This window comes from Paenisporosarcina indica (assembly GCF_001939075.1).
GTDB lineage: Bacteria > Bacillota > Bacilli > Bacillales_A > Planococcaceae > Paenisporosarcina > Paenisporosarcina indica.
On record NZ_MPTA01000002.1, the window covers coordinates 174,144 to 196,012 of the forward strand.

19 protein-coding genes are annotated in these 21,869 nt (G+C 41.6%); 1 reads left to right on the forward strand and 18 read right to left on the reverse strand.

The features are described from left to right. Nucleotides 1-16: 16 nt before the first annotated feature. The 13 genes from prmC to GY23_RS18440 all read right to left on the reverse strand — a co-directional run bounded on the left by prmC (nucleotide 17) and on the right by GY23_RS18440 (nucleotide 13,094). Entirely contained in the window at nucleotides 17-883 is an 867-nt protein-coding gene (gene prmC, locus GY23_RS06315; protein ID WP_084544047.1) for a peptide chain release factor N(5)-glutamine methyltransferase, read from the reverse strand. After that, the gene (gene prfA / locus GY23_RS06320; RefSeq protein WP_075618379.1) at nucleotides 867-1,946 is read right to left on the reverse strand and encodes a peptide chain release factor 1; all 1,080 of its coding nucleotides are present in this window, start codon (nucleotides 1,944-1,946) and stop codon (nucleotides 867-869) included. The genes prmC and prfA overlap by 17 nt, the downstream gene beginning before the upstream one ends. 152 nt (nucleotides 1,947-2,098) lie before the next feature. Continuing rightward, entirely contained in the window at nucleotides 2,099-2,713 is a 615-nt protein-coding gene (locus GY23_RS06325) for a thymidine kinase (protein WP_075618380.1), read from the reverse strand. A 700-nt stretch (nucleotides 2,714-3,413) separates the two neighbouring features. Next, complete coding sequence (rpmE, locus tag GY23_RS06330; RefSeq protein WP_075618381.1) at nucleotides 3,414-3,629, reverse strand: 50S ribosomal protein L31; 216 nt, start codon at nucleotides 3,627-3,629, stop codon at nucleotides 3,414-3,416. A gap of 175 nt (nucleotides 3,630-3,804) precedes the next feature. Then, nucleotides 3,805-5,088, reverse strand: a complete 1,284-nt coding sequence (gene rho, locus GY23_RS06335) for a transcription termination factor Rho (RefSeq protein ID WP_075618382.1) — start codon at nucleotides 5,086-5,088, stop codon at nucleotides 3,805-3,807. A gap of 123 nt (nucleotides 5,089-5,211) precedes the next feature. Continuing rightward, on the reverse strand, nucleotides 5,212-6,180 hold the full coding sequence (gene glpX, locus GY23_RS06340) for a class II fructose-bisphosphatase (protein WP_075618383.1): 969 nt from the start codon (nucleotides 6,178-6,180) through the stop codon (nucleotides 5,212-5,214). A 96-nt stretch (nucleotides 6,181-6,276) separates the two neighbouring features. After that, nucleotides 6,277-7,560, reverse strand: coding sequence for a UDP-N-acetylglucosamine 1-carboxyvinyltransferase (locus tag GY23_RS06345; RefSeq protein ID WP_075618384.1), 1,284 nt, complete (start codon nucleotides 7,558-7,560; stop codon nucleotides 6,277-6,279). Nucleotides 7,561-7,592: 32 nt separating this feature from the next. Next, on the reverse strand, nucleotides 7,593-8,243 hold the full coding sequence (fsa, locus tag GY23_RS06350; protein WP_075618385.1) for a fructose-6-phosphate aldolase: 651 nt from the start codon (nucleotides 8,241-8,243) through the stop codon (nucleotides 7,593-7,595). 352 nt (nucleotides 8,244-8,595) lie between these two features. Continuing rightward, nucleotides 8,596-9,453 carry a class II fructose-bisphosphate aldolase gene (locus GY23_RS06355; protein ID WP_075618386.1) on the reverse strand — a complete coding sequence of 286 codons (858 nt, stop codon included), beginning with the start codon at nucleotides 9,451-9,453 and terminating at the stop codon, nucleotides 8,596-8,598. Between the two features lie 288 nt (nucleotides 9,454-9,741). Further along, nucleotides 9,742-10,107, reverse strand: a complete 366-nt coding sequence (locus tag GY23_RS06360; protein ID WP_075618387.1) for a response regulator — start codon at nucleotides 10,105-10,107, stop codon at nucleotides 9,742-9,744. A gap of 368 nt (nucleotides 10,108-10,475) precedes the next feature. Then, on the reverse strand, nucleotides 10,476-12,071 hold the full coding sequence (locus GY23_RS06365) for a CTP synthase (protein ID WP_075618388.1): 1,596 nt from the start codon (nucleotides 12,069-12,071) through the stop codon (nucleotides 10,476-10,478). A 249-nt stretch (nucleotides 12,072-12,320) separates the two neighbouring features. Further along, nucleotides 12,321-12,863: a DNA-directed RNA polymerase subunit delta gene (gene rpoE, locus GY23_RS06370; RefSeq protein WP_075618389.1), complete on the reverse strand. Its 543-nt coding sequence runs from the start codon at nucleotides 12,861-12,863 to the stop codon at nucleotides 12,321-12,323. A 72-nt stretch (nucleotides 12,864-12,935) separates the two neighbouring features. Continuing rightward, nucleotides 12,936-13,094, reverse strand: coding sequence for a hypothetical protein (locus GY23_RS18440; protein ID WP_169834555.1), 159 nt, complete (start codon nucleotides 13,092-13,094; stop codon nucleotides 12,936-12,938). 168 nt (nucleotides 13,095-13,262) lie between these two features. Here GY23_RS18440 and GY23_RS06375 point away from each other — a divergent pair, with 168 nt between their 5' ends. Beyond that, the gene (locus tag GY23_RS06375; RefSeq protein ID WP_075618390.1) at nucleotides 13,263-14,804 is read left to right on the forward strand and encodes a hypothetical protein; all 1,542 of its coding nucleotides are present in this window, start codon (nucleotides 13,263-13,265) and stop codon (nucleotides 14,802-14,804) included. A 271-nt stretch (nucleotides 14,805-15,075) separates the two neighbouring features. On the opposite strand, the gene GY23_RS18220 is transcribed toward GY23_RS06375, so the two are convergent. From GY23_RS18220 to GY23_RS06400, 5 genes are all read right to left on the reverse strand, one after another. After that, nucleotides 15,076-15,258, reverse strand: a complete 183-nt coding sequence (locus GY23_RS18220; RefSeq protein ID WP_075618391.1) for a hypothetical protein — start codon at nucleotides 15,256-15,258, stop codon at nucleotides 15,076-15,078. A gap of 71 nt (nucleotides 15,259-15,329) precedes the next feature. Further along, nucleotides 15,330-18,590: a fused isobutyryl-CoA mutase/GTPase IcmF gene (gene icmF / locus GY23_RS06385; protein WP_075618392.1), complete on the reverse strand. Its 3,261-nt coding sequence runs from the start codon at nucleotides 18,588-18,590 to the stop codon at nucleotides 15,330-15,332. After that, the gene (locus tag GY23_RS06390; RefSeq protein ID WP_084544087.1) at nucleotides 18,587-19,153 is read right to left on the reverse strand and encodes a TetR/AcrR family transcriptional regulator; all 567 of its coding nucleotides are present in this window, start codon (nucleotides 19,151-19,153) and stop codon (nucleotides 18,587-18,589) included. Before GY23_RS06390 ends, icmF begins: the two co-directional genes overlap by 4 nt. 81 nt (nucleotides 19,154-19,234) lie before the next feature. Beyond that, nucleotides 19,235-20,374 carry an acyl-CoA dehydrogenase gene (locus GY23_RS06395; protein ID WP_075618394.1) on the reverse strand — a complete coding sequence of 380 codons (1,140 nt, stop codon included), beginning with the start codon at nucleotides 20,372-20,374 and terminating at the stop codon, nucleotides 19,235-19,237. Between the two features lie 353 nt (nucleotides 20,375-20,727). Next, nucleotides 20,728-21,864 (reverse strand): acyl-CoA dehydrogenase, encoded by a 1,137-nt coding sequence (locus GY23_RS06400; RefSeq protein ID WP_075618395.1) that lies wholly within the window; start codon nucleotides 21,862-21,864, stop codon nucleotides 20,728-20,730. Nucleotides 21,865-21,869 lie beyond the last annotated feature (5 nt).

Genomic DNA, 21,869 nt, shown 5'->3' on the forward strand with positions numbered 1-21,869 from the left:
ACAAGCTGTTGATAAATTATTCAGAAATCTCACAAAAAATTATTCTTTCTTTTCCATTAATATCTTTTACAATTTCCACTCGTGCATCTGGGAACGCTTTTTGGAAGAAAGATTGCACGGCTGGACCTTGTAAATAGCCAATTTCTAAGCCGATCAATGCCGGACGGTTCATGATTTTCGGAAGTTCTTGTGCGAGCCTTTTATATAAATGAAGACCTTCATCATCTGCAAAAAGCGCGCTATGAGGTTCATAGTTTAGTACTGTGTCTGATAGAGTAGGAGCTTCGTCATACCCAATATAAGGTGGATTTGATAGAATGATGTCCCACATTTCACTGGCAATCGGTTCGGTTAAATCCCCTTGTTTAAAGGTGATTGCTGCTTGTAGGTCTTGTGCATTTGTTTGGGCAACTTTCAGTGCTCCGGATGAAAGGTCTGTTGCAGTTACTTGTAGAGATGGATTCTCTAGTTTCATGGTGATGGCAATTGCACCACTGCCTGTCCCGATATCCGCAAGTTTTACTGGTTGGTTGGATGTAAACATACGATTCATTCGATTCGTTGCTTCAACAATAAGCTCTTCCGTTTCTGGACGAGGAATGAGCACTTCTTTATTGACCTGGAATGTCCGACCGTAAAATTCTTCTGATCCGATGATATACTGGACCGGTTTGCCAGACTGGTGTTCTTTAATCATGGCCCAGTAGCGGTCGAATTGTTCCACTGTGATTTCTTCTCGCATATCTGACAGCAGCTGAACATGTGTTTTTTGCAACACATGTTGAAGCAGCAGTCGTGCCACCGGTTCTTCACGACCGTTTTGAGTTAAAAAAGAAGAGGCTCGCGTGAGAGCCTCGTATACATATTTACACATTGGACTCATTCATACGCTCAAGTCGCTCCGTTTGGTCAGTGATCACTAACACATCGATGATCTCGTCAAGCTTGCCTTCCATGATTTGATCCAATTTTTGAATCGTCAACCCAACACGGTGATCGGTCACGCGGTTTTGTGGGTAGTTGTATGTGCGAATACGCTCAGAGCGGTCACCAGAGCCTACTGCCGATTTACGTACTGCATCATACTCTGCCTGCGCTTCTTGACGGAATTTATCCGCTACACGCGCACGAAGAACGGTCATTGCTTTTGCTTTGTTTTTAATTTGCGACTTTTCATCTTGGCATGTCACGACAGTACCCGTCGGAATATGCGTTAATCGAACGGCTGACATCGTGGTATTAACCGACTGGCCACCTGCACCTGAAGAGGCGTAGGTATCTGTGCGAATATCATTTTCATGAATTTCTACGTCCACTTCTTCTACTTCAGGAAGACATGCAACCGTAGCTGTTGACGTATGAATGCGTCCGCCAGACTCTGTTTCCGGTACGCGTTGAACACGGTGTGCACCGTTTTCATATTTCATTTTCGAATAAGCCCCTGTACCTTTAATCATGAAGATGACTTCTTTGTAGCCGCCAATTCCTGTTGGTGATGCGTCCATGATATCAATTTTCCATCCTTGGACATCTGCAAAACGACTATACATACGGAAAAGGTTTCCGGCAAATAATGCTGCTTCGTCTCCACCTGCTGCTCCACGAATTTCCATGATTACGTTTTTATCATCATTCGGATCTTTTGGAATGAGCAACAGTTTCATGTGTTCTTCCAGTTGTTCAATTTGAGGTTCTAATTCGTTCATTTCTTCCTTTACCATTTCGCGCATATCTGGGTCTAGCTTTTCGTCAAGCATGGCTTTTGCTTCAGCTAGTTGTTCTTTGATTTGTTTGTATTCACGGTATGCAGTCACTGTGTCTGCCAAGTCCGATTGTTCTTTAGAAAGTGTACGTAATTTATTCATATCATTAACAATCTCAGGGTCACTGAGTAATTCATTTAAGCGTTCATATCGGTCTTCTACCGACTGTAAGCGATCAAACATACTTTCACCTCATCCGTTCATGTGTTTAACATTACAATTATACAGAAAAAAAGCGGAATGCGCCACTCTAACTCGACGCAATGAAATGCAGAATAGGCCGCTCAACTCCAATTAAAATCCCGACCATTGAAAAAAAGAAAGAGCAGCAATCGCTACTCTTTGTCATACGCAAATGAAGTTTGATGTGTTACTCCTGCCGGCACTTCGTGATGGTGTCTGCAGCGTGGTTCATAGGCTTCAGTTGCCCCTATTAAGATAATGGGATCTTCATAGCCAGCAGGTTCGCCATTGATTAGACGTTGTGTACGACTTGCAGGTGATCCGCATACCTGACAGACCGCCTGCAATTTTGTTACTAGTTCGGCAGTTGCCATAATCGTTGGCATTGGGCCAAATGGTTCGCCTCGGAAATCTTGATCAAGTCCCGCAACTATAACGCGGAATCCATGATTCGCCAGACGCTCAATTACGTCGATGATTCCTTCGTCGAAAAATTGTGCTTCATCGATTCCAATGACGTCATATTCATCAGAGATGTATTCCCAGATGTCTTTTGAACTCTCAATGGGCATCGCAATCACTTTCGAGCCATTGTGGCTTACTACTTCTTCTTCACTATATCGATTATCTAAACGCGGTTTGAACACGGCAATTGTTTGTTTGGCAAATTGCGCACGTCGAACACGACGAATTAATTCTTCTGATTTCCCGGAAAACATACTTCCGCAAATGACTTCTACCCAGCCAGATTGTGACATCACATACATGGAAGTCACTCCTTTCAAAAACACTCTAATCACTATCATACCGAAAAATGACCTAGATTTCGCGTCTTTTATTTATTTGGTTTTTGTGATACAGGCAAATTGAATCCCCGAATTTCAAGGTTCAATCGTTAACATGAAGACTCATTTTATCATCTTTACCCACAAATAGTACACAGTGAACCATGAAAAGAATCATTAGTCATAGAAATACACGCTAAGCGTTCGGGTTCGGATTACGTGAATCCCACTAGCCGTTGCACAGTGATTTAGCACGCTCTTCTCTCATAGAAACACCTGCTAAGCGATAGCGTGCAGGACCATTCTTGAGTTTGTAAAACCCTTGGAATGGGGCTGTTCGCTACGCTCGGCAGCCCTTTTTTTGAAAGGAAGGATCGGGATTGATGACGATTCTTACGTGGAGGTCTATTATTCCTACGTGAACTCTCTTTTTTCCTACGTGACTCAAGGTTTTTCCTACGTGACCCATCGTTTTTACAACTGAGCCTTCGCTCAGTCATTTAGCACGCACTTCTCTCACAGAAAAATCTGCTAAGCGACTGTGTGCGGGGCTATTCCAGTGTTTTAAAATCTTTGAATTGGGCTGTTCGCTGTGCTCGGCAGCCATTTTTGTGAAAAGAAGTTGCCGTTAAACAAAAAAAATACCCGCTCAGAGTCTAAACTCTAGGCGGGTATTTTAGTACTATTCTTGGATATCTTCTTTAAGACCGTATTTTTTGTTGAAACGATCAACACGACCATCCGCAGATGCGAATTTTTGTTTTCCAGTATAGAATGGATGACATTCTGAGCAAAACTCTACTTTGATGTCTTCTTTTACTGAACCTGTTTCAAATGAGTTACCACATGAACATGATACTGAAGCGACTTTATAAGCTGGGTGAATTCCTGGTTTCATCTTAAATCTCCTCTCGCCCTGAACCATCTGGAACAGAGTGGTTTATTAGACTGTCACCTTACACGACCCGTTCAATTCAGTCGCATATGTTACAGATATGGTAAATCTACCGACTTATAGTATAACAAGGTTTCTAAAATAAATCAAGTGATTTAGTAAAATTCACTTTGACCTTTTATAGTAAGCCTTTGCCGCCTCTTTTTTCTTTCATTTCGGTATTTAGCTGTTCAAAAAATTCTTCATTGGTTTTTGATTGGCGTAATTTTTTCAAGAAACGCTCTCCGAAATCATGTGAATCGGAGAATGTTTTGCGAATTGCCCATAGTTTTTCAAGTTGATCTTTCGGAAGTAGTAATTCTTCTTTACGTGTTCCAGAGCGTCGGATATCTAGTGCTGGGAAGATGCGGCGTTCTGCAAGGCTACGATCTAAGTGAAGCTCTAGATTCCCTGTTCCTTTGAACTCTTCGTAAATAACTTCATCCATACGAGATCCAGTTTCAACTAAAGCTGTTGCTAATATGGTTAAACTTCCGCCTTCTTCAATGTTTCGTGCTGCACCAAAGAAGCGTTTTGGACGATGGAATGCGGCTGGGTCAATCCCCCCAGATAACGTACGACCACTTGGTGGAATGACTAAGTTATAGGCACGTGCCAGACGTGTGATTGAATCCATTAAGATGATTACGTCGCGTTTATGTTCAACTAAACGCATCGCACGGTCCAACACTAATTCAGCTACTTTTACATGGTTTTCAGGAACTTCATCAAATGTTGAGCTTACTACATCTGCGTCAACAGAACGTTCGATATCTGTTACTTCTTCTGGACGTTCGTCAATTAGTAACACGATCAGTTCTGCATCGGGATAATTGGTCGTGATTGAGTTTGCTATTTCTTTCAGTAGCATCGTTTTCCCCGCTTTTGGCGGTGCTACGATTAATCCACGTTGACCAAAACCAACTGGTGCAACTAAATCCATGATGCGCGTAGATAAATTGTGTGAATCTGTTTCTAATTTAATATGACGATCCGGGTATAGCGGTGTTAACGCTGGGAAATGAACGCGTTCTTTCGCAGAATCCGGGTCTTCTCCATTTACTAATTCTACGTGTAATAACCCGTAATAACGTTCGTTTTCTTTTGGTGGGCGCACTTTACCTGTTACTTTGTCTCCGTTACGTAAGTCAAAACGGCGGATTTGAGATGCTGAAATATAAATATCTTCTGAACTTGGAGAATAGTTGATGGGGCGCAAGAAACCGAATCCTTCAGATTGAATGATTTCTAAGACACCTTCCATAAAGAAAAATCCTTCTTGTTCTGCACGTGTTTTTAGGATTGCGAAAATAAGTTCTTTTTTCGTTAGTTTGCTGTAGTATGAGATTTTGAACTTACGCGCAAGCGCATACAGTTCTTTTAACGTCATACTTTCTAGTTCAGCAATGGTTAAATTCGGCATAAAATGGCACCACTCTTTACATATTTTGTTGTGTCTAATCAATTGAAGTTGGATTGGTTTTGCATGAATTGGAATTAGTAGAAGATGCCTGACCAAACACTTGGCCAGGCACATGTTATGAAGTTAGTCTTTCATCATAAGATGAGGTTTTTTCTTCAAGCTGTGACGTCCTTCTACGAAACGGACTGTGCCAGATTTAGCACGCATAACAAGTGAATGAGATTCTGCGTATGCACCTTTGAACTGAACACCACGAAGAAGCTCGCCGTCTGTTACTCCCGTTGCCGCAAAAATTGCATCATCACCTTTTACAAGGTCTTCCATACGGAATACACGATTGACGTCAAGTCCCATACGGATACAACGTTCTAATTCTTGTTCGCTTTGTGGAACTAATTTCCCTTGAATTTCTCCGCCTAAACATTTTAAACCAACTGCAGCGATTACGCCTTCAGGAGCGCCACCTAGTCCGAATAAAATATCTACACCTGTTTCATCAAATGCCGTGTTTATTGCTCCCGCTACGTCTCCGTCATTGATTAATTTAATACGAGCACCTGATGCTCGGATTTCATCAATGATTTTTTGGTGACGAGGACGGTTTAAGATTGTTGCTACTACGTCTTCGATGTCTTTATTTTTCGCACGGGCAACCGCTAATAAGTTGTCGGTAACTGAAGCATTAATGTCAACTAAACCTCTTGCTTCAGGACCTACTGCTAATTTGTCCATGTACATATCAGGTGCGTTGAGTAGGTTCCCTCTGTCCGCAATGGCTAGAACCGCTAATGCATTCCAGCCACCTGAAGCGACAATATTCGTGCCTTCTAATGGATCAACCGCGATGTCAACTTCTGGTCCACCATTGCCAAGTCCTAATTCTTCACCAATATATAACATAGGTGCTTCGTCCATTTCGCCTTCGCCGATTACGACGATGCCTTGCATTGGGATTGAATTAAAAACGTTCCGCATGGCTGTCGTTGCTGCATCATCCGCCTCATTTTTCAAGCCACGGCCCATCCATCGTGCCGAAGCGATTGCTGCTGCTTCTGTTACACGCACTAATTCCATTGATAAACTGCGTTCCATTTTGTGTGTTCCTCCCGTTGTACGGTTATATATTCGTATAAATCTTCCATTTTTCATTGTACCATACATGGCAAGTGGTCGATTTTTTTACACTAATTAGTCTTCTTTGGTAGATCCTTGTGCCACTTCAATCGATACCCGACGAATGTCTGCACCTAATCCACTCAACTTTTCGACGAGGTCGCTGTAGCCGCGTTCAATATGGGAAATGTCACGTATTTCGGTTTCACCTTCCGCTATTAAACCCGCTAAAACTAGTGCTGCACCTGCACGTAAATCTGAAGCACGAACAGAAGCCGCTTGTAGGTGTGTTGGTCCTGCTATAATCGCTGTTCGTCCTTCTACACGCGCACTCGCATTCATGCGGCGAAGTTCGTCAATGTGTTTAAAACGAGCGGAATAAATCGTGTCTGTAATAACAGAGGAACCTGTCGCTTGCGTCATCAGAAGCGAGAATGGTTGTTGTAAATCAGTTGGGAAACCAGGGTACACTAAAGTTTTCACATCTACAGCATTCAAATTCACCGATTTCGGAATGAAGATTGATTCTTCATTTTCTTCGACTTTGACACCCATTTCACGAAGTTTCGCAGTTAACGCTTCAACATGGAACGGAATGACGTTATCAATGGTTACACCGTCTCCAGCAGCAGCCGCCATAATCATAAATGTACCCGCTTCAATACGGTCAGGAATGATGGTATGGTTTGTACCATGGAGTTCTTCGACTCCATCGATTCGAATAATATTGGTCCCTGCCCCTTTAATTTTCGCACCCATATTGGTCAATAGAGTCGCGACATCAATGATTTCAGGTTCTTTCGCTGCATTCTCAATCGTCGTTTGACCTTTTGCCATAACAGCCGCAAGCATAATATTGATTGTTGCCCCTACACTCACTACGTCTAAATAAATTTTGGCTCCACGTAGTTCGTCGGCACGTAAATAAATGGCACCATGTTCGTTCGTTACCTTGGCACCAAGGGCTTCAAAGCCTTTGATGTGTTGATCAATCGGGCGTGGACCTAAGAAACAGCCACCTGGTAAGCCAATGACCGCTTTTTTGAAACGGCCAAGCATGGCACCCATTAAATAATAGGAAGCACGCAATTTTTTTACGTTTCCATTCGGCAAAGGCATGCCTTGCATTTTCGATGGGTCAATGGTCATCGTACCGTTTTCAAACGATACGTCGCCACCAATCTCCTCTAGTAATTCTTTTAATGTCCATACATCCAATATTTCAGGCAGACCTTCAATTGTGACAGGCGATCCCGCTAAAATAGAGGCTGGAATTAAGGCTACAGCGCTGTTTTTGGCACCGCTGACTTTAATCGTTCCTTGCAAGCGTTTTTGCCCATTAATTTTATACACATCCATGTGAGTCACCTACAATCAATTCAATAGTTAACTTATTGTGCACTATTTCCCTTATTCCAATCCGCTAAAAATGCTTCAATTCCTTTATCCGTTAAAGGATGTTTGAACATTTGTTTCATTACGTTAATTGGCATTGTACCGATGTGTGCTCCATGAAGTGCAGCATCCGTAACATGTTGAGGATGACGAATTGATGCAGCAATGATTTGTGTATCGATATTGTGTAATTCAAAAATTTGTGCAATCGTGCCAACTAAGTCCATCCCGTTGTGACCGATATCGTCTAAGCGACCTACGAATGGCGATACATATGTTGCCCCCGCACGTGCTGCTAGAAGTGCTTGGTTCGCACTGAAAATTAATGTAATGTTCGTTTTAATGCCTTCTTTTGAAAATACTGAACATGCAGCTAAACCAGCAGGTGTCATCGGTAATTTAACCGTGATATTTGGTGCAATCTCAGCTAATTCACGACCTTCTTTGATCATGCCTTCTGTATCCAGTGCAATTACTTCTGCACTCACTGAACCTTCAACAAGTGCTGTAATTTCACGTAAACGGTCATGGAAGGAAATATTTTCTTTTGCTACTAAAGAAGGGTTAGTCGTAACTCCTGAAACGATTCCCCATGAGTGTGCTTCTTTGATTTCTTCAAAATTAGCTGTATCGATAAAAAATTTCATTAATAATTGCCTCCGGTTGTTGGAAGAAGAGGAGAAGGCCGTATTTTTCAGACGAGCACTTCTCCTATATCCACTACTATTTGTTATTATCATTTGTAATTTATTATTGTCTAGCTCAAGGCGCAAGTTCGCGGGCGATAGGACCGTCGCGTACTTAGCCTACGTTCCATCATGTGTAGTTCCAAGCACCAGCCCACACCTAAGCTTCAGGACCTCATGCGAAAGCAGGCTTTCGAATCGGACCTTCCAGCGCCGGCGTTGGGCTAGAGTGGTGCTTTACACTTGGGCCCACAGGATGTGGGTCATGAAGGCATCGCGACACGATGTCGCGTACTTAGCCTTCGTTCCTTGATTAAGCTTTACCTGAGCTTCCAAAATCACGCATTTTACCTTGAACTGTCGCTTTGATTGCTTCGCGAGCAGGAATCAGGTATTTACGTGGATCGTAAACTTCAGAATCGCTATTTAACTTTTCACGAATCGCTTTTGTTGCTGCGATTTGATTTTCTGTATTTACGTTAATTTTAGCTGTTCCTAAAGAGATTGAACGTTTGATATCTTTTACAGGAATCCCCGTTCCGCCATGGAGAACAAGTGGAAGCTCTGATAATTTCGAGATTTCTTCCATTTCAGCAAAACCAAGGTTTGGTTCACCTTTGTAAGGACCATGAACTGAACCAAGAGCTGGAGCTAAGCAGTCGATATCCGTGCGAGAAACGAGTTCAGCACATTCTTTAGGGTCCGCGTAGATTACGCCTTCTGCAATGATGTCATCTTCTTGACCGCCAACTGTTCCAAGTTCAGCTTCTACAGACACACCTTTTGAGTGTGCATATTCCACTACTTGAGCTGTTGTCGCAATGTTTTCTTCCAATGGATGATGGGACGCGTCAATCATGACTGATGTGAAACCAGCGTCGATTGCTGCTTTACAATTTTCAAAACTAGAACCGTGGTCTAAGTGAATCGCCACTGGAACGGTAATTTTATAGTCGATCATTAACCCTTTCACCATGTGAACAACCGTAGTGAAACCGCCCATATATTTAGCTGCACCTTCAGAAACACCTAAAATAACTGGAGATTTTTCTTCTTCTGCTGCTTGTAAAATGGCTTGCGTGAACTCTAAGTTATTGATATTGAACTGTCCAATTGCATAGCCTTCTTGCTTCCCTTTGATCATCATTTCTTTCATTGATACTAAAGCCATTGCGAAGTCCTCCATTCATCTACTAGAAATTAGGGTATGTCTATTTCACTTTTTTATAGCATGTTCCCAGCATTGCTGTCGAACTTTGTAAGTCTTTCTGTATTTCTAATTGTCGAGCGCCAGTGTCTAGTTCTACATTTCATTGTGTCGAGATAGAGTGGCGCCTTCCGCTTTGGCCCACAGGATGTGGGTCATAAAGGCGTTTCGACACGATGTCGCGTTCTTAGCCTTCGTTCCACTTAAATAATAACAAAAACAGGCTGTGTTTGCCACTGCCTGCTTTTGTTATTATTTTATATGATTTAACATTCCGTTCACCGTGTCGCGAATTTCGTAAATATCAAATGGCTTTGTAAAATAGTGGGAAGCTCCTAAATCCATCGCTTCTTTTATTAAATCCAGCTCTCCATATGCCGTCATCATGACAACTGGCAAATCTGGGGTACGCATTTTTATTCTTTTCAATATTTCGATTCCATCCATCCCTGGAATTTTCATGTCTAAAAGTACCCCATCCGGATTTACCTTTTCGACGATATCTAATGCTTCAATCCCGTTTGCTGCAAGATGAGTAGTATACCCTTCTCGCTTAAAGACTTCATTCAATAACAAGCGAATTCCTTGTTGATCGTCCACAATTAGTAACTGTTTCATGAAAATTTCCCCTTTTTTGTTCGTGTCCCCATTTATAGCATTCTACAATATTTTCCACATTCCTGCTTTTAAAAATATATTTTATATTTATATTTAATTTGCAGTTGTTTACTATTCATGTATTTGTAGAAGAAACGTTGTTCTGTAGGCGTTTATATAGGGTTTGAATGCAATGTAAATAATCCCTTTATATTTTATTGGGTAACTAGTAATTAGATAAAATATTTACAAAATAATTGGTAAAATGAGGAATTACGACATTCCAGTACTTTAATTCAAAAAACATCGGCACTTTTGACGTAAATAATCCTTCGCACATTAAAAAAGCCGCTCCCCTGCAATTCACAGGGGAACGGGCCTTCGAAAAGTTATTCTCCTACTGCCGCTTTTATGAATTCGCGGAATAGTGGTTGTGGTCGTTGTGGTCGTGAGATGAATTCTGGGTGGAACTGAGATGCCACGAAGAATGGGTGATTTGGAAGTTCAATCACTTCGATTAATCGGCCATCTGGACTTGTCCCAGAGAAGATGAAGCCTGCAGCTTCAAATTGCTCACGGAATTCATTATTGAACTCGTAACGGTGACGGTGACGTTCGTACACTATTTCTTGTCCATATGCTTCATATGCTTTTGAGCCAGGGATTAATTTACATGGTTGCAAGCCTAAACGTAATGTACCGCCTAAGTCTTCCACGTCTTTTTGTTCTGGCAATAAGTCGATGATTGCAAATGGTGTTTCCGGGTTTAGTTCGGCAGAATGTGCATCTTTTAAGTTTAATACATTACGTGCAAATTCTACTGTTGCCAGCTGCATTCCTAAACAAATACCTAGGAATGGAACGTTGTTTTCGCGAGCGTATGCAGTTGCTGAAATTTTCCCTTCAACTCCACGGTCTCCAAATCCACCAGGAACTAGGACGCCGTCTACATCGCTTAGGTATTCAGCTACATTGGAATCATTTACGTGTTCTGCGTTAATCCATTTCACTTCGATGTCTGCGTCATATACATAACCAGCGTGTTTCATTGCTTCCACTACTGAAAGGTAGGCATCTTGAAGTTCTACGTATTTTCCAACTAAGCCAATACGCACTTTTTTAGACAGGTTTTTCACGCGTTCTACTAGTGCTATCCAATCTGTCATGTCCGCGGGTTTTGCTTTTATGCCTAAATGATCTAATACGATTTGGTCCATATTTTGTTGTTGTAACATCAATGGTACTTCGTATAACGTATCTGCGTCGCGACATTCAATTACTTCGTTTGCATTAATGTCACAGAATAACGCGATTTTGTCTTTCATTTCTTGTGGTACTTCATATTCTGTACGCACGACGATAATGTTTGGTTGAATACCCAAACTACGCAATTCTTTCACGCTGTGTTGTGTAGGTTTTGTTTTCATTTCACCAGCTGCACGGATGTAAGGAATCAATGTACAGTGAACGTACATGACGTTGTTTGCACCGAAGTCACCTTTCATTTGGCGGATGGCTTCTAGGAATGGAAGTGACTCGATGTCCCCAACTGTTCCACCAATTTCCGTAATAACAACATCTGCGTTCGTTTCTTTTGCAGCACGAACTAAGCGTTCTTTAATTTCATTCGTTATGTGTGGGATTACTTGGACTGTTCCACCCAAGTAGTCTCCACGACGTTCTTTTTTCAAGACAGCCGAGTACACTTTCCCTGTTGTAACGTTTGAGAATTTGCTGACATTGATGTCAATGAAACGCTCATAGTGACCAAGATCCAAATCTGCTTCTGCTCCGTCATCGGTTACATAAACTTCACCATGTTGGTACGGGCTCATTGTCCCTGGGTCCAAGTTGATGTACGGATCGAATTTTTGAATCGCTACGTTCAAGCCACGATTTTTTAGTAGGCGACCAAGTGATGCCGCCGTGATGCCTTTACCAAGTGACGAAACTACGCCGCCTGTTACGAAAATATATTTAGTCAAAGCTAACTCCTCCTGAAAAATGTTTTTTAAATCATGTTGTATAGGGATTACTCTGTCCAGCAGCTTGCACCAGTTCGCATGAATCTTAACTATAAAAGGCATCGAGCTTTTGTTGCTCTTTGTACTTTTTAATTAAAAAAGCGCTCCGCCTGCAGTATTTGCAGAGGGAGCGCATTATATAAGCGTTCAATCTCCCTTTTTAGGGAGCCCAAGTAAAAGAGTAATCGGAATTACGTTAGAAGTCAAGAATTAATCTTCTTCTTCCTCTTCCTCATCTTCTTCGTCAACGATTTCAAACTCATCATCTGTTTCTAGAAGTTCTTCGACCACTACTTCTTCGATTTCTTCTTCTTCTTCATCTTCATCGTCGTCATCTAAATCAAAATCTTCTTCGCCATCAACATCTTCAACGAATTCATCGAAGTCTTCTTCGAATGAGATTTCATCGTCATCTGAATCGTCCAAATCATCGTCATCCACAGCTTTTGTTTTTTTCTTGCGGACTTTTACGGTTGGTGCAGTTTCTTCTTCGATTTGTTCAACAGGATACCACTCACGCAGGCCCCAACGGTTTTCTGAAATCGCAAGGAAACGACCATCGATATTCATATCTGTATAGTACTGAAGCATGCGTTCTTTCATTTGTGCATCAGTAAATTTGTTTAATTTTTGAATCTCATCCAATAGTTCTTGTAATGTTAAAGATTCGTGTTTTTCTTCTAAAATAGCATGTCCTAATTCGATAAACGATTCTTCACTTATTTCTTCTAATGTCATTTCACGAATATTCAAATCGTGCACGTCCCTTCTACATACGTTGGCATAATACCCATTATATACAAACCTTCATCAAATATGCTACCGTCATTTGTTGTTTTTTCCTTCTCGAAGCAAGTTCCAGCCAAAATAAAACAAGTAAATCGATAATAATAATAAAGGAATTGATCCCATTTGTTTGTTATATAAGAAAAATGTCACGACAAGGCATGCCAATATCACAACAATATGCAAGCTATTTTTCATGTATTTGACAGCCTCCTAATCCTCTAGTTCTATTATACCTAAAACCGTGACAAAGGTCGTTATTTCAATAGAAAATTTCTATAAATATTTTTTAATTTTGACATTTCAGTTTTTGGGAATCTATGGCATAATTTAGTGGGAAAATACAAATAGAAAAGGACTAATTTTATGCCAAGAACAATGAAATACATAAGTTTGGGAATCGTTCTGCTAATGATTGTTTTTCAATTTTGGATTGTACTTAACGAACAAAGAACACCCTCTTCATCGGAATGGAGTCGTTCATTTCCTTCCAATGTACCTGCAGGTGATTATGCCAAAATAGGGTCAGTACCTAATGAAAAGGGCTATGCGATTAGTCTACTTAACTTCAAAAAAATGGATTTGCTGCAATGTTCTGAGGAGATGCAATGTACCAACACGTGGTCAAAATCGGAAGTTGATCCTTACAAAAACACGTGGAGTGATGGTGACACAACGTACTTTATTACTAAGGATGATTCCTTTATTCATTCAACCTCGGACGATGGTGACACAGAAATTTCACCTAATGTAGAAAATTTTTCAAAATCAGACCAGACACTTGTCTATTGGCTAACCGATCAACAAGTCATGATTCAACAAGACGATAACCAGCCTGTTACATACAAAACTGAGTTTCCTATTTATACCACTCTTATCGCTGATGAACATGTTTTTGTTGTGACACAGAATATACAAAAAAATTTATACATCGTACTTGATGGGACGAATGATTTTAAAGAATTGTTTCAGTTCCGCTTAAGCCCAAATGAAAGCATATCCACAATGTTGATTTCGTCCGATTATGGAATACCTGGTAAATATAGATTATTGCTTGATATGTCCAAATCTTCCGGTGGTTCAATCACAAAAGTGATTCGTGATATGTCATTTGATTTGTCTGAACATCAAACAGCTGACATGTCGAAGCTTACGTTTGTGGACCGAAATTCCGATTCTAACTTATTCAATGTACGAAATGTGTTTTTACAAGACGATAAAACCGGGACTAAAATCACGTTCTCAGCTTTGATGTACGATTCATATGGGGAAATTGTGAATAAAGTATTCACTGGAAACTATGATGATTTAGTAATTGAAGCTGATGCCGTTACGAAAAAAGGCGATGCTTATATAAATCCGATTTTTGTGAACGACGGAACGATCGCTTATTTCAGATTAGATGGAGATAAAAAGCATCTTATGTACTCTTCATCTAGCGATGCAAAAATCGCACAAAGTGCTGACGGTTTAAAAGGAGATGTTAAAGAATCCTTGTTCACCTTGATTAGCCTAGTGTTTAATGGATTGGTTCTCATTTTGCTTTCTATCACCTGGTTAATTCCAACACTTATCCTGGGCTACGGGACATTAAGTCTACTCAATAAATTGTACAAACCGTATGCCTACACGGTTGCTTTTTACGTAAATACGATAGCGCTCGTTGTAAGTCAACTTGTTCTGTTTAATACCCTTTTCAATTCAGAACAAATCGTATCAAAAGCACCTTATTTAACAGAGGCTTGGCATGTTTCTGTCGTTATTATCATTTCTGGTCTACTGTCTATATTGCCCGTCTTGTTGACACGTACAAAAGTTAATGATGACAACTTTAATATGTTGATTCTGTACACCTCGGGGATCAATTTAGTCTGTTTGTTCTTCTTATTGGGTCCATATTTTTTATAGGGGAATAGTGAAAAGTGTCTGACAAAGTGTCAGACACTTTTCTTTGTTTTCACCCGCCAAGCGTTCGGAGACCACTGAAGTGTTCCCTTTAATTCACGCTCCGGCTACCACTTGAAAGTCGCCTACGCTGGATTTGCCTAGGCATATTGATTATTTCTAATTCGATTCAGATGTCTACAAATAAGTGTATTAATTCTATTTTCATTGCTGAGCCATCGCTCAGTCATACCCCCAAGCGCAAGCGTGCGGGCATCAAAGTGCTTGAAGATCTTTAAATGGGGCTACTCGCTTTGCTCTGCAGCCTTTTCTGTGAAGGATGAGAAGCTATACTTTCTATTTTATGGCTAATTCCTACGTGGATGCCGTTTTTTCCTACGTGAATCCGCTTTATTCCTACCTCACCTTCCGTTATTCCTACGTGCCCCTCCATTTTTACAACTAAGCCATCGCTCATCCGCGCACCATGTCATGACACATCCCCAAAAAGAAAAGCGCCCCGACAAATCGGAGCGCTCAATCATGCTGTTACATATTGCGACGGTATTGTCCGCCTACTTCGTATAGTGCGTTTGTGATTTGACCAAGTGATGCGACTTTTACTGTGTCCATCAACTGTTCGAAGATGTTGCCACCGGTTACTGCTACTTCTTTCAAGCGTTTGAGGGCAGCTTCCGATTCTGCAGAATTGCGTTCTTGGAATGCACGTAAGTTCAGAATTTGTGATTCTTTCTCTTCAATTGTTGCACGTGCGATTTCCATATTATCCACATCTTCTGCTGATGGTGGATTTGGGTTCAAGTATGTGTTTACCCCGATAATCGGCAATTGACCCGTATGTTTCAGCATTTCGTAATGCATGGATTCTTCTTGAATTTTTCCGCGTTGGTACTGAGTTTCCATCGCCCCTAGTACGCCGCCACGGTCATTGATGCGATCGAATTCTGAAAGCACCGCTTCTTCCACTAGATCCGTCATTTCTTCAACGATGAATGCGCCTTGAAGTGGGTTTTCATTTTTCGATAAACCGTGTTCTTTTGTAATGATCATCTGTATCGCCATTGCTCGACGAACGGATTCTTCGGTTGGTGTTGTAATCGCTTCGTCATACGCATTGGTGTGCAGCGAGTTACAGTTATCTTGCAACGCCATCAATGCTTGAAGTGTCGTACGAATATCATTGAAATCGATTTCTTGCGCATGCAGGCTTCGACCTGATGTTTGTACGTGATACTTCAGTTTTTGACTGCGATCGTTTGCACCGTACTTATCACGCATAACCACTGCCCAGATTCGACGAGCAACGCGACCAATTACTGTGTATTCCGGATCTAAGCCGTTTGAGAAGAAGAACGATAAGTTCGGTGCGAAATCATCGATGTTCATTCCGCGACTTAAATAATATTCAACATACGTAAAGCCATTCGATAATGTGAACGCCAATTGTGAAATCGGGTTCGCTCCCGCTTCAGCAATGTGGTAACCCGAAATCGATACCGAATAGTAGTTACGCACTTTTGTATCGATAAAGTATTGTTGAATATCCCCCATCATTCGAAGTGCGAATTCCGTAGAGAAAATACACGTATTTTGACCTTGATCTTCTTTCAGGATATCCGCTTGAACCGTACCACGCACCACTTGCATCGTGGTTTCACGAACTTCAGAGAATTCTTCAACCGTTAACGTGCGACCTAATTTTTCTTCATTAATTTTCACTTGTTGATCAATGGCAGTATTCATAAACATCGCCAAAATAATCGGGGCTGGACCGTTAATCGTCATCGATACAGATGTGGATGGCGCACATAAATTAAAGCCATCATACAGTTTCTTCATATCATCCAGCGTACAAATGCTGACCCCTGATTCGCCGACTTTTCCGTATATGTCAGGACGCGTATCTGGATCTTCTCCGTATAAAGTTACTGAATCAAACGCTGTAGATAAACGTTTTGCATTGTCGTCTTTAGATAGGTAATGGAAACGACGGTTCGTGCGTTCAGGTGTACCTTCTCCTGCAAATTGGCGTTTAGGATCTTCCCCTTCACGTTTGAATGGGAAAACCCCCGCAGTGAATGGGAAGGAACCAGGTACGTTTTCTTTATACACCCAACGCAATATTTCACCGTAATCCACGAATTTCGGTAATACCACTCTCGGGATTTTCAAGCCAGATAAGCTTTCTGTACGAAGAATCGTGCGGATTTCCTTGTCACGTACTTTTGTGACAAATTCATCGCCCGCATAGGCTTCTTTCAATGCTTTCCAGTTGTCTAGAATGCGTTTTGATTCTGCAGTTAATTCGTCTCTTACACCAGTTGCAAGGGAAGTTAATGATTCGATTAATGCGTCATTTGGTGCTTTTTCGTTTACCGCTTCAATCGCACCTTCTAGTTGGAACAAACGACGAGCCAACCCCGCTTGTTGTTCCGCCTTTTTATGGTAGCCACGAACTGTATCCGTAATTTCACGCAAGTAGTAGCGGCGATTGTTCGGAATGATGATGTCTTGTTTTTGTGTTTTCACAAACTGTTCATATGAAGTTTCCCAGTTTGATCCCGTTACTTCATTTACGCGTGCAACTAAAGCTGCGAATAACGAGTTGGTTCCTTTATCATTAAACTGACTTGCAATTGTACCGTAAACAGGCATTGTATCAATGCTTTCATTCCATAGACCACGGCTTCGCTGGTATTGTTTTTGCACTTGGCGAAGTGCGTCTTCAGAACCTTTGCGTTCAAATTTATTAATGACGATTAAGTCTGCATAATCAATCATATCGATTTTTTCTAATTGAGAAGGAGCTCCGAATTCACTTGTCATGACATACATGGAAACGTCTGCCACGCTTGCGATTTCTGCATCCCCTTGTCCGATTCCGCTTGTTTCCACGATGATTAAATCGTATCCTGCCACTTTCACCACGTCTAACACGTCACCTAGTGCACCCGATAATTCCGTACGGGAACCACGAGTTGCCAAGCTACGCATGTAGACTCGTTTATTGAAAATCGCGTTCATGCGAATACGGTCTCCAAGTAATGCCCCACCCGTTTTTTGCTTCGTTGGGTCAATCGAGATGACGGCTACTTTTTTGTCCGGTAAATCTGATAAGAAACGGCGAATTAATTCATCCGTCAATGATGATTTACCTGCTCCACCAGTACCTGTAATTCCTAGGACTGGCGTGCCTTTAGAAAGTTCACGCGCTTTTTCAACAAGTTGAAGAGCTTCGTCGTTTTTATTGTTTGCGCCATCTTCTGCGACACTGATTAAGTGAGACAAGATTTCAGGGTGATCAGTATCGACTTGAGCTAGCTGAGCAACTGCGTTTTTCGCTTCAACCGCTTTGTCACAGTCCTCTACCATGCGGTTGATCATGCCTTGAAGACCTAACTTACGGCCGTCTTCAGGAGAGAAAATCCAGGCGATCCCGTAGTCATGCAAATCCTTGACTTCTTTCGGAATAATAACTCCGCCACCTCCGCCATATATGCGAATATGCGGAGCACCACGTTCAGCTAATAAATCATACATATATTTAAAGTATTCAACATGCCCGCCTTGGTAAGACGAAATCGCGATTCCTTGTGCATCTTCTTGAATCGCTGCGTTTACCACTTCTTCCACTGAACGATTATGTCCCAAATGAATGACTTCTGCACCGGTTGATTGTAAAATACGACGCATAATGTTGATGGATGCATCATGCCCGTCAAATAGACTTGAAGCTGTTACAAAACGCACATGGTTTTTTGGACGATAAATTTCCACTGTTGCCGTCATGCTGTTCCCCCATTCCCTTGAATCCCTTGTAAGAAAAATGTTGTTTGTTCATCAATGAAATCATTGATTTTTACTTCGCGTTGCAGTCCCCAGCGTCTAAACGCCCACATTTGGCCTTGCACAACCAAATGATGTGCGGCAAGTTTCACCGAATTCTCAGGAATTTTGATTTCTCCTGATTTGCGGCAAGCATGAAGGATGTCCTCAAATAACGCGACCATTTCGAGTTCTTTATTCAACACATATTGTAACGCGTCTTTTGGCAACGATTTTGATTCCTGGTACATCACGACGAATTCGTCTTGCATTTCGTCAATCAATAAGTAATAGTGGCGAATGGCTGTTTTCAAGCCATCCACCGTGCCTGCCTGTGTTGGCAGCGTCGATAAACGCTGCTGCACTTCTTCGTAAATGCTGTCACAAACCAAATACAACACGTCTTCTTTCGAGCGAATGTATTCGTAAAGTGTACCGATGCTAAATCCTGCCTCTTTTGCGATTTCGCGAGTCGTGGTGCGATGAAACCCCTTTTGCTTGAAGAGCGCGACAGCTCCGCGAATCATTTGATTCCGGCGTTTTGATATCAGGCTTTCATCTTTCACGGACGACTGCACTTCGCGTTTGGCTTTCTTTTCCGTCACGAGTTACTTCGTCAGCATACGAGAAATAACAAGACGTTGGATCTCTTGTGTTCCCTCGTAAATTTGAGTGATTTTCGCGTCGCGCATATAACGTTCTACTGGATAATCTTTTGTATAACCGTAACCACCGAATACTTGAACAGCTTCCACTGTTACTTTCATCGCTGTATCTCCAGCCATTAATTTCGCCATGGCTGATTCTTTGCCGTATGAATGTCCGTTAGACTCTAACCAAGCAGCTTGGTATGTCAATAAACGTGACGCTTCGATTGAAGTAGCCATGTCCGCTAATTTGAATGAAACGCCTTGGTTTGCAACAATCGGTTTACCGAATTGAACGCGTTCTTTTGCATAATCAACTGAAGCGTCAAGCGCACCTTGTGCAATCCCAACAGCTTGTGCAGCAATTCCGTTACGACCGCCATCAAGTGTTTTCATTGCGATAATGAACCCTTCGCCTTCTTCACCAAGTAAGTTTTCTTTTGGAACGCGACAGTTATCAAAAATGATTTCAGTTGTTGGCGATGAACGAATGCCGAGTTTCTTTTCTTTCTTCCCAACTGAGAAGCCTTCGAAATCAGCTTCAATGATGAAAGCACTTGTTCCTTTATGTTTTGAAGATGGATCCGTTACTGCAAATACCACATAAATGTCAGCAATCCCACCGTTCGTGATGAAGATTTTTGATCCGTTTAACACATAGTGATCGCCATCTAATTTAGCAGTTGTTTTCATGCCACCTGCATCCGATCCTGAACTTGCTTCTGTTAAGCCATAGCCACCGATTTTCGTACCTTCTGCCATTGGACGAAGATATTTTTGTTTTTGCTCTTCGTTCCCGTATTTGAAAATTGGCCAACCAGCAAGTGACGTATGAGCTGAAAGTGTTACCCCTGTAGAAGCACAAACGCGTGATAATTCTTCCACTGCGATACAGTAAGCCAAGTAGTCTGAACCAATTCCGCCGTACTCTTCTGGCCAAGGAATCCCTGTTAATCCAAGCTCCGCCATTTTATCGAAAATTTCACGGTCAAAACGTTCCTCTTCGTCACGCTCTGCTGCAGATGGAGCAACTTCTTTTGTAGCAAAGTCACGTACCATTTTACGGATCATTTCATGTTCTTCTGAAAGTTTAAAGTTCATTTTAATTCCCACCTTTTTTAGATTGTCTATTTTAAATCCTACTAATGATATTGCGCAAAACTGCTCCTGCGGTTACTCGTCACATGAAAACACTTGCTCCATATCTTATTAACTAAAATCAGCTATGAAATATAATATAGCTTTTAGATTTGTAGTTAAATAGTTGATATTATTTATATTGGCTGCGTTAAAGAATGCTGAAATTGTTACAAAACAAAGAGTGCACTTGTGCCTATCAAGCCGCAAGAGCGTGAAGTGTGAGACCTACAAGTATGTGATTTTCATACTTGTAGGCTCATGCGGAACGTGCGGCTAGCGCAAATGTACGATAAAGAAAAGTGTTATTTGATCATCTATTTAATCAAATGTTTCCCAATTACAAGTCGTTGGATTTCAGATGTGCCTTCGTAAATTTCTGTTACTTTCGCATCGCGGAAATAACGTTCAACTGGATAGTCTTCTGTGTAGCCGTAGCCACCGAAGACTTGCACAGCTTCGATCGAATTATCTACTGCTGTTTTTGAAGCAAATAATTTCGCCATGGACGCTTCTTTTCCACAAGCGATCCCACGTGAACGTAAATCAGCTGCACGGTAGACTAATAGTTTGGATGCTTCCACAGCTGTTGCCATATCCGCAATCTTAAAGCCTACCCCTTGTTGAGCGGCGATTGGTTTTCCAAATTGCACACGTTCTTTCGCATAGCCAACTGATGCTTCAAACGCAGCTTCAGCGATTCCGAGTGCTTGTGCGGCAATCCCAATTCGGCCGACATCCAGGTTCGCTAAGGCAATTTTAAAGCCGTCCCCTTCTTCACCAATCAAGTTTTCTACAGGAACTCTCATGTCCTCAAACGTCAACTGCACGGTACGAGAACCATGTAAGCCCATTTTGTGTTCATCTTTACCGATGATCAAACCAGGTGTGTCTTTATCGACGATAAAAGCAGAAATGCCACGTGAGCCTTGTGCTTGGTCAGTTGATGCGAAGACGATGTAGACATCCGCTTCTCCACCGTTCGTGATGAACACTTTTGAACCGTTAATCTTGTAGTGATCACCGTCTTTTACTGCTTTTGATTTCATTGATCCTATGTCTGACCCTGCAGAAGGTTCTGTTAAACAAAACGCTCCTAGGTATTCACCAGCGGCCAATTTGGTCACGTACTTTTGTTTCTGTACTTCATTTCCAAAATAAAGAATCGGATTCGTTCCAACAGATGTGTGTACTGACAAGATCACACCAACGACTGCACTCACTTTTGATAGTTCATGAATCGCGATAATGTAGCTGACGAAGTCCATTTCTGAACCGCCATATTTTTCCGGAATGGTGATGCCCATCAATCCAAGTTCGGCCATTTTACTTAAGATTTCACGAGGGAATTCACCGCGTTCCATTTTTTCAATGTTCGGCTCGATTTCCTTTTTTGCAAAGTCTCGCACCATATCTCGCATCATTAATTGTTCTTCAGTAAATTTTAATTCCATCGTAG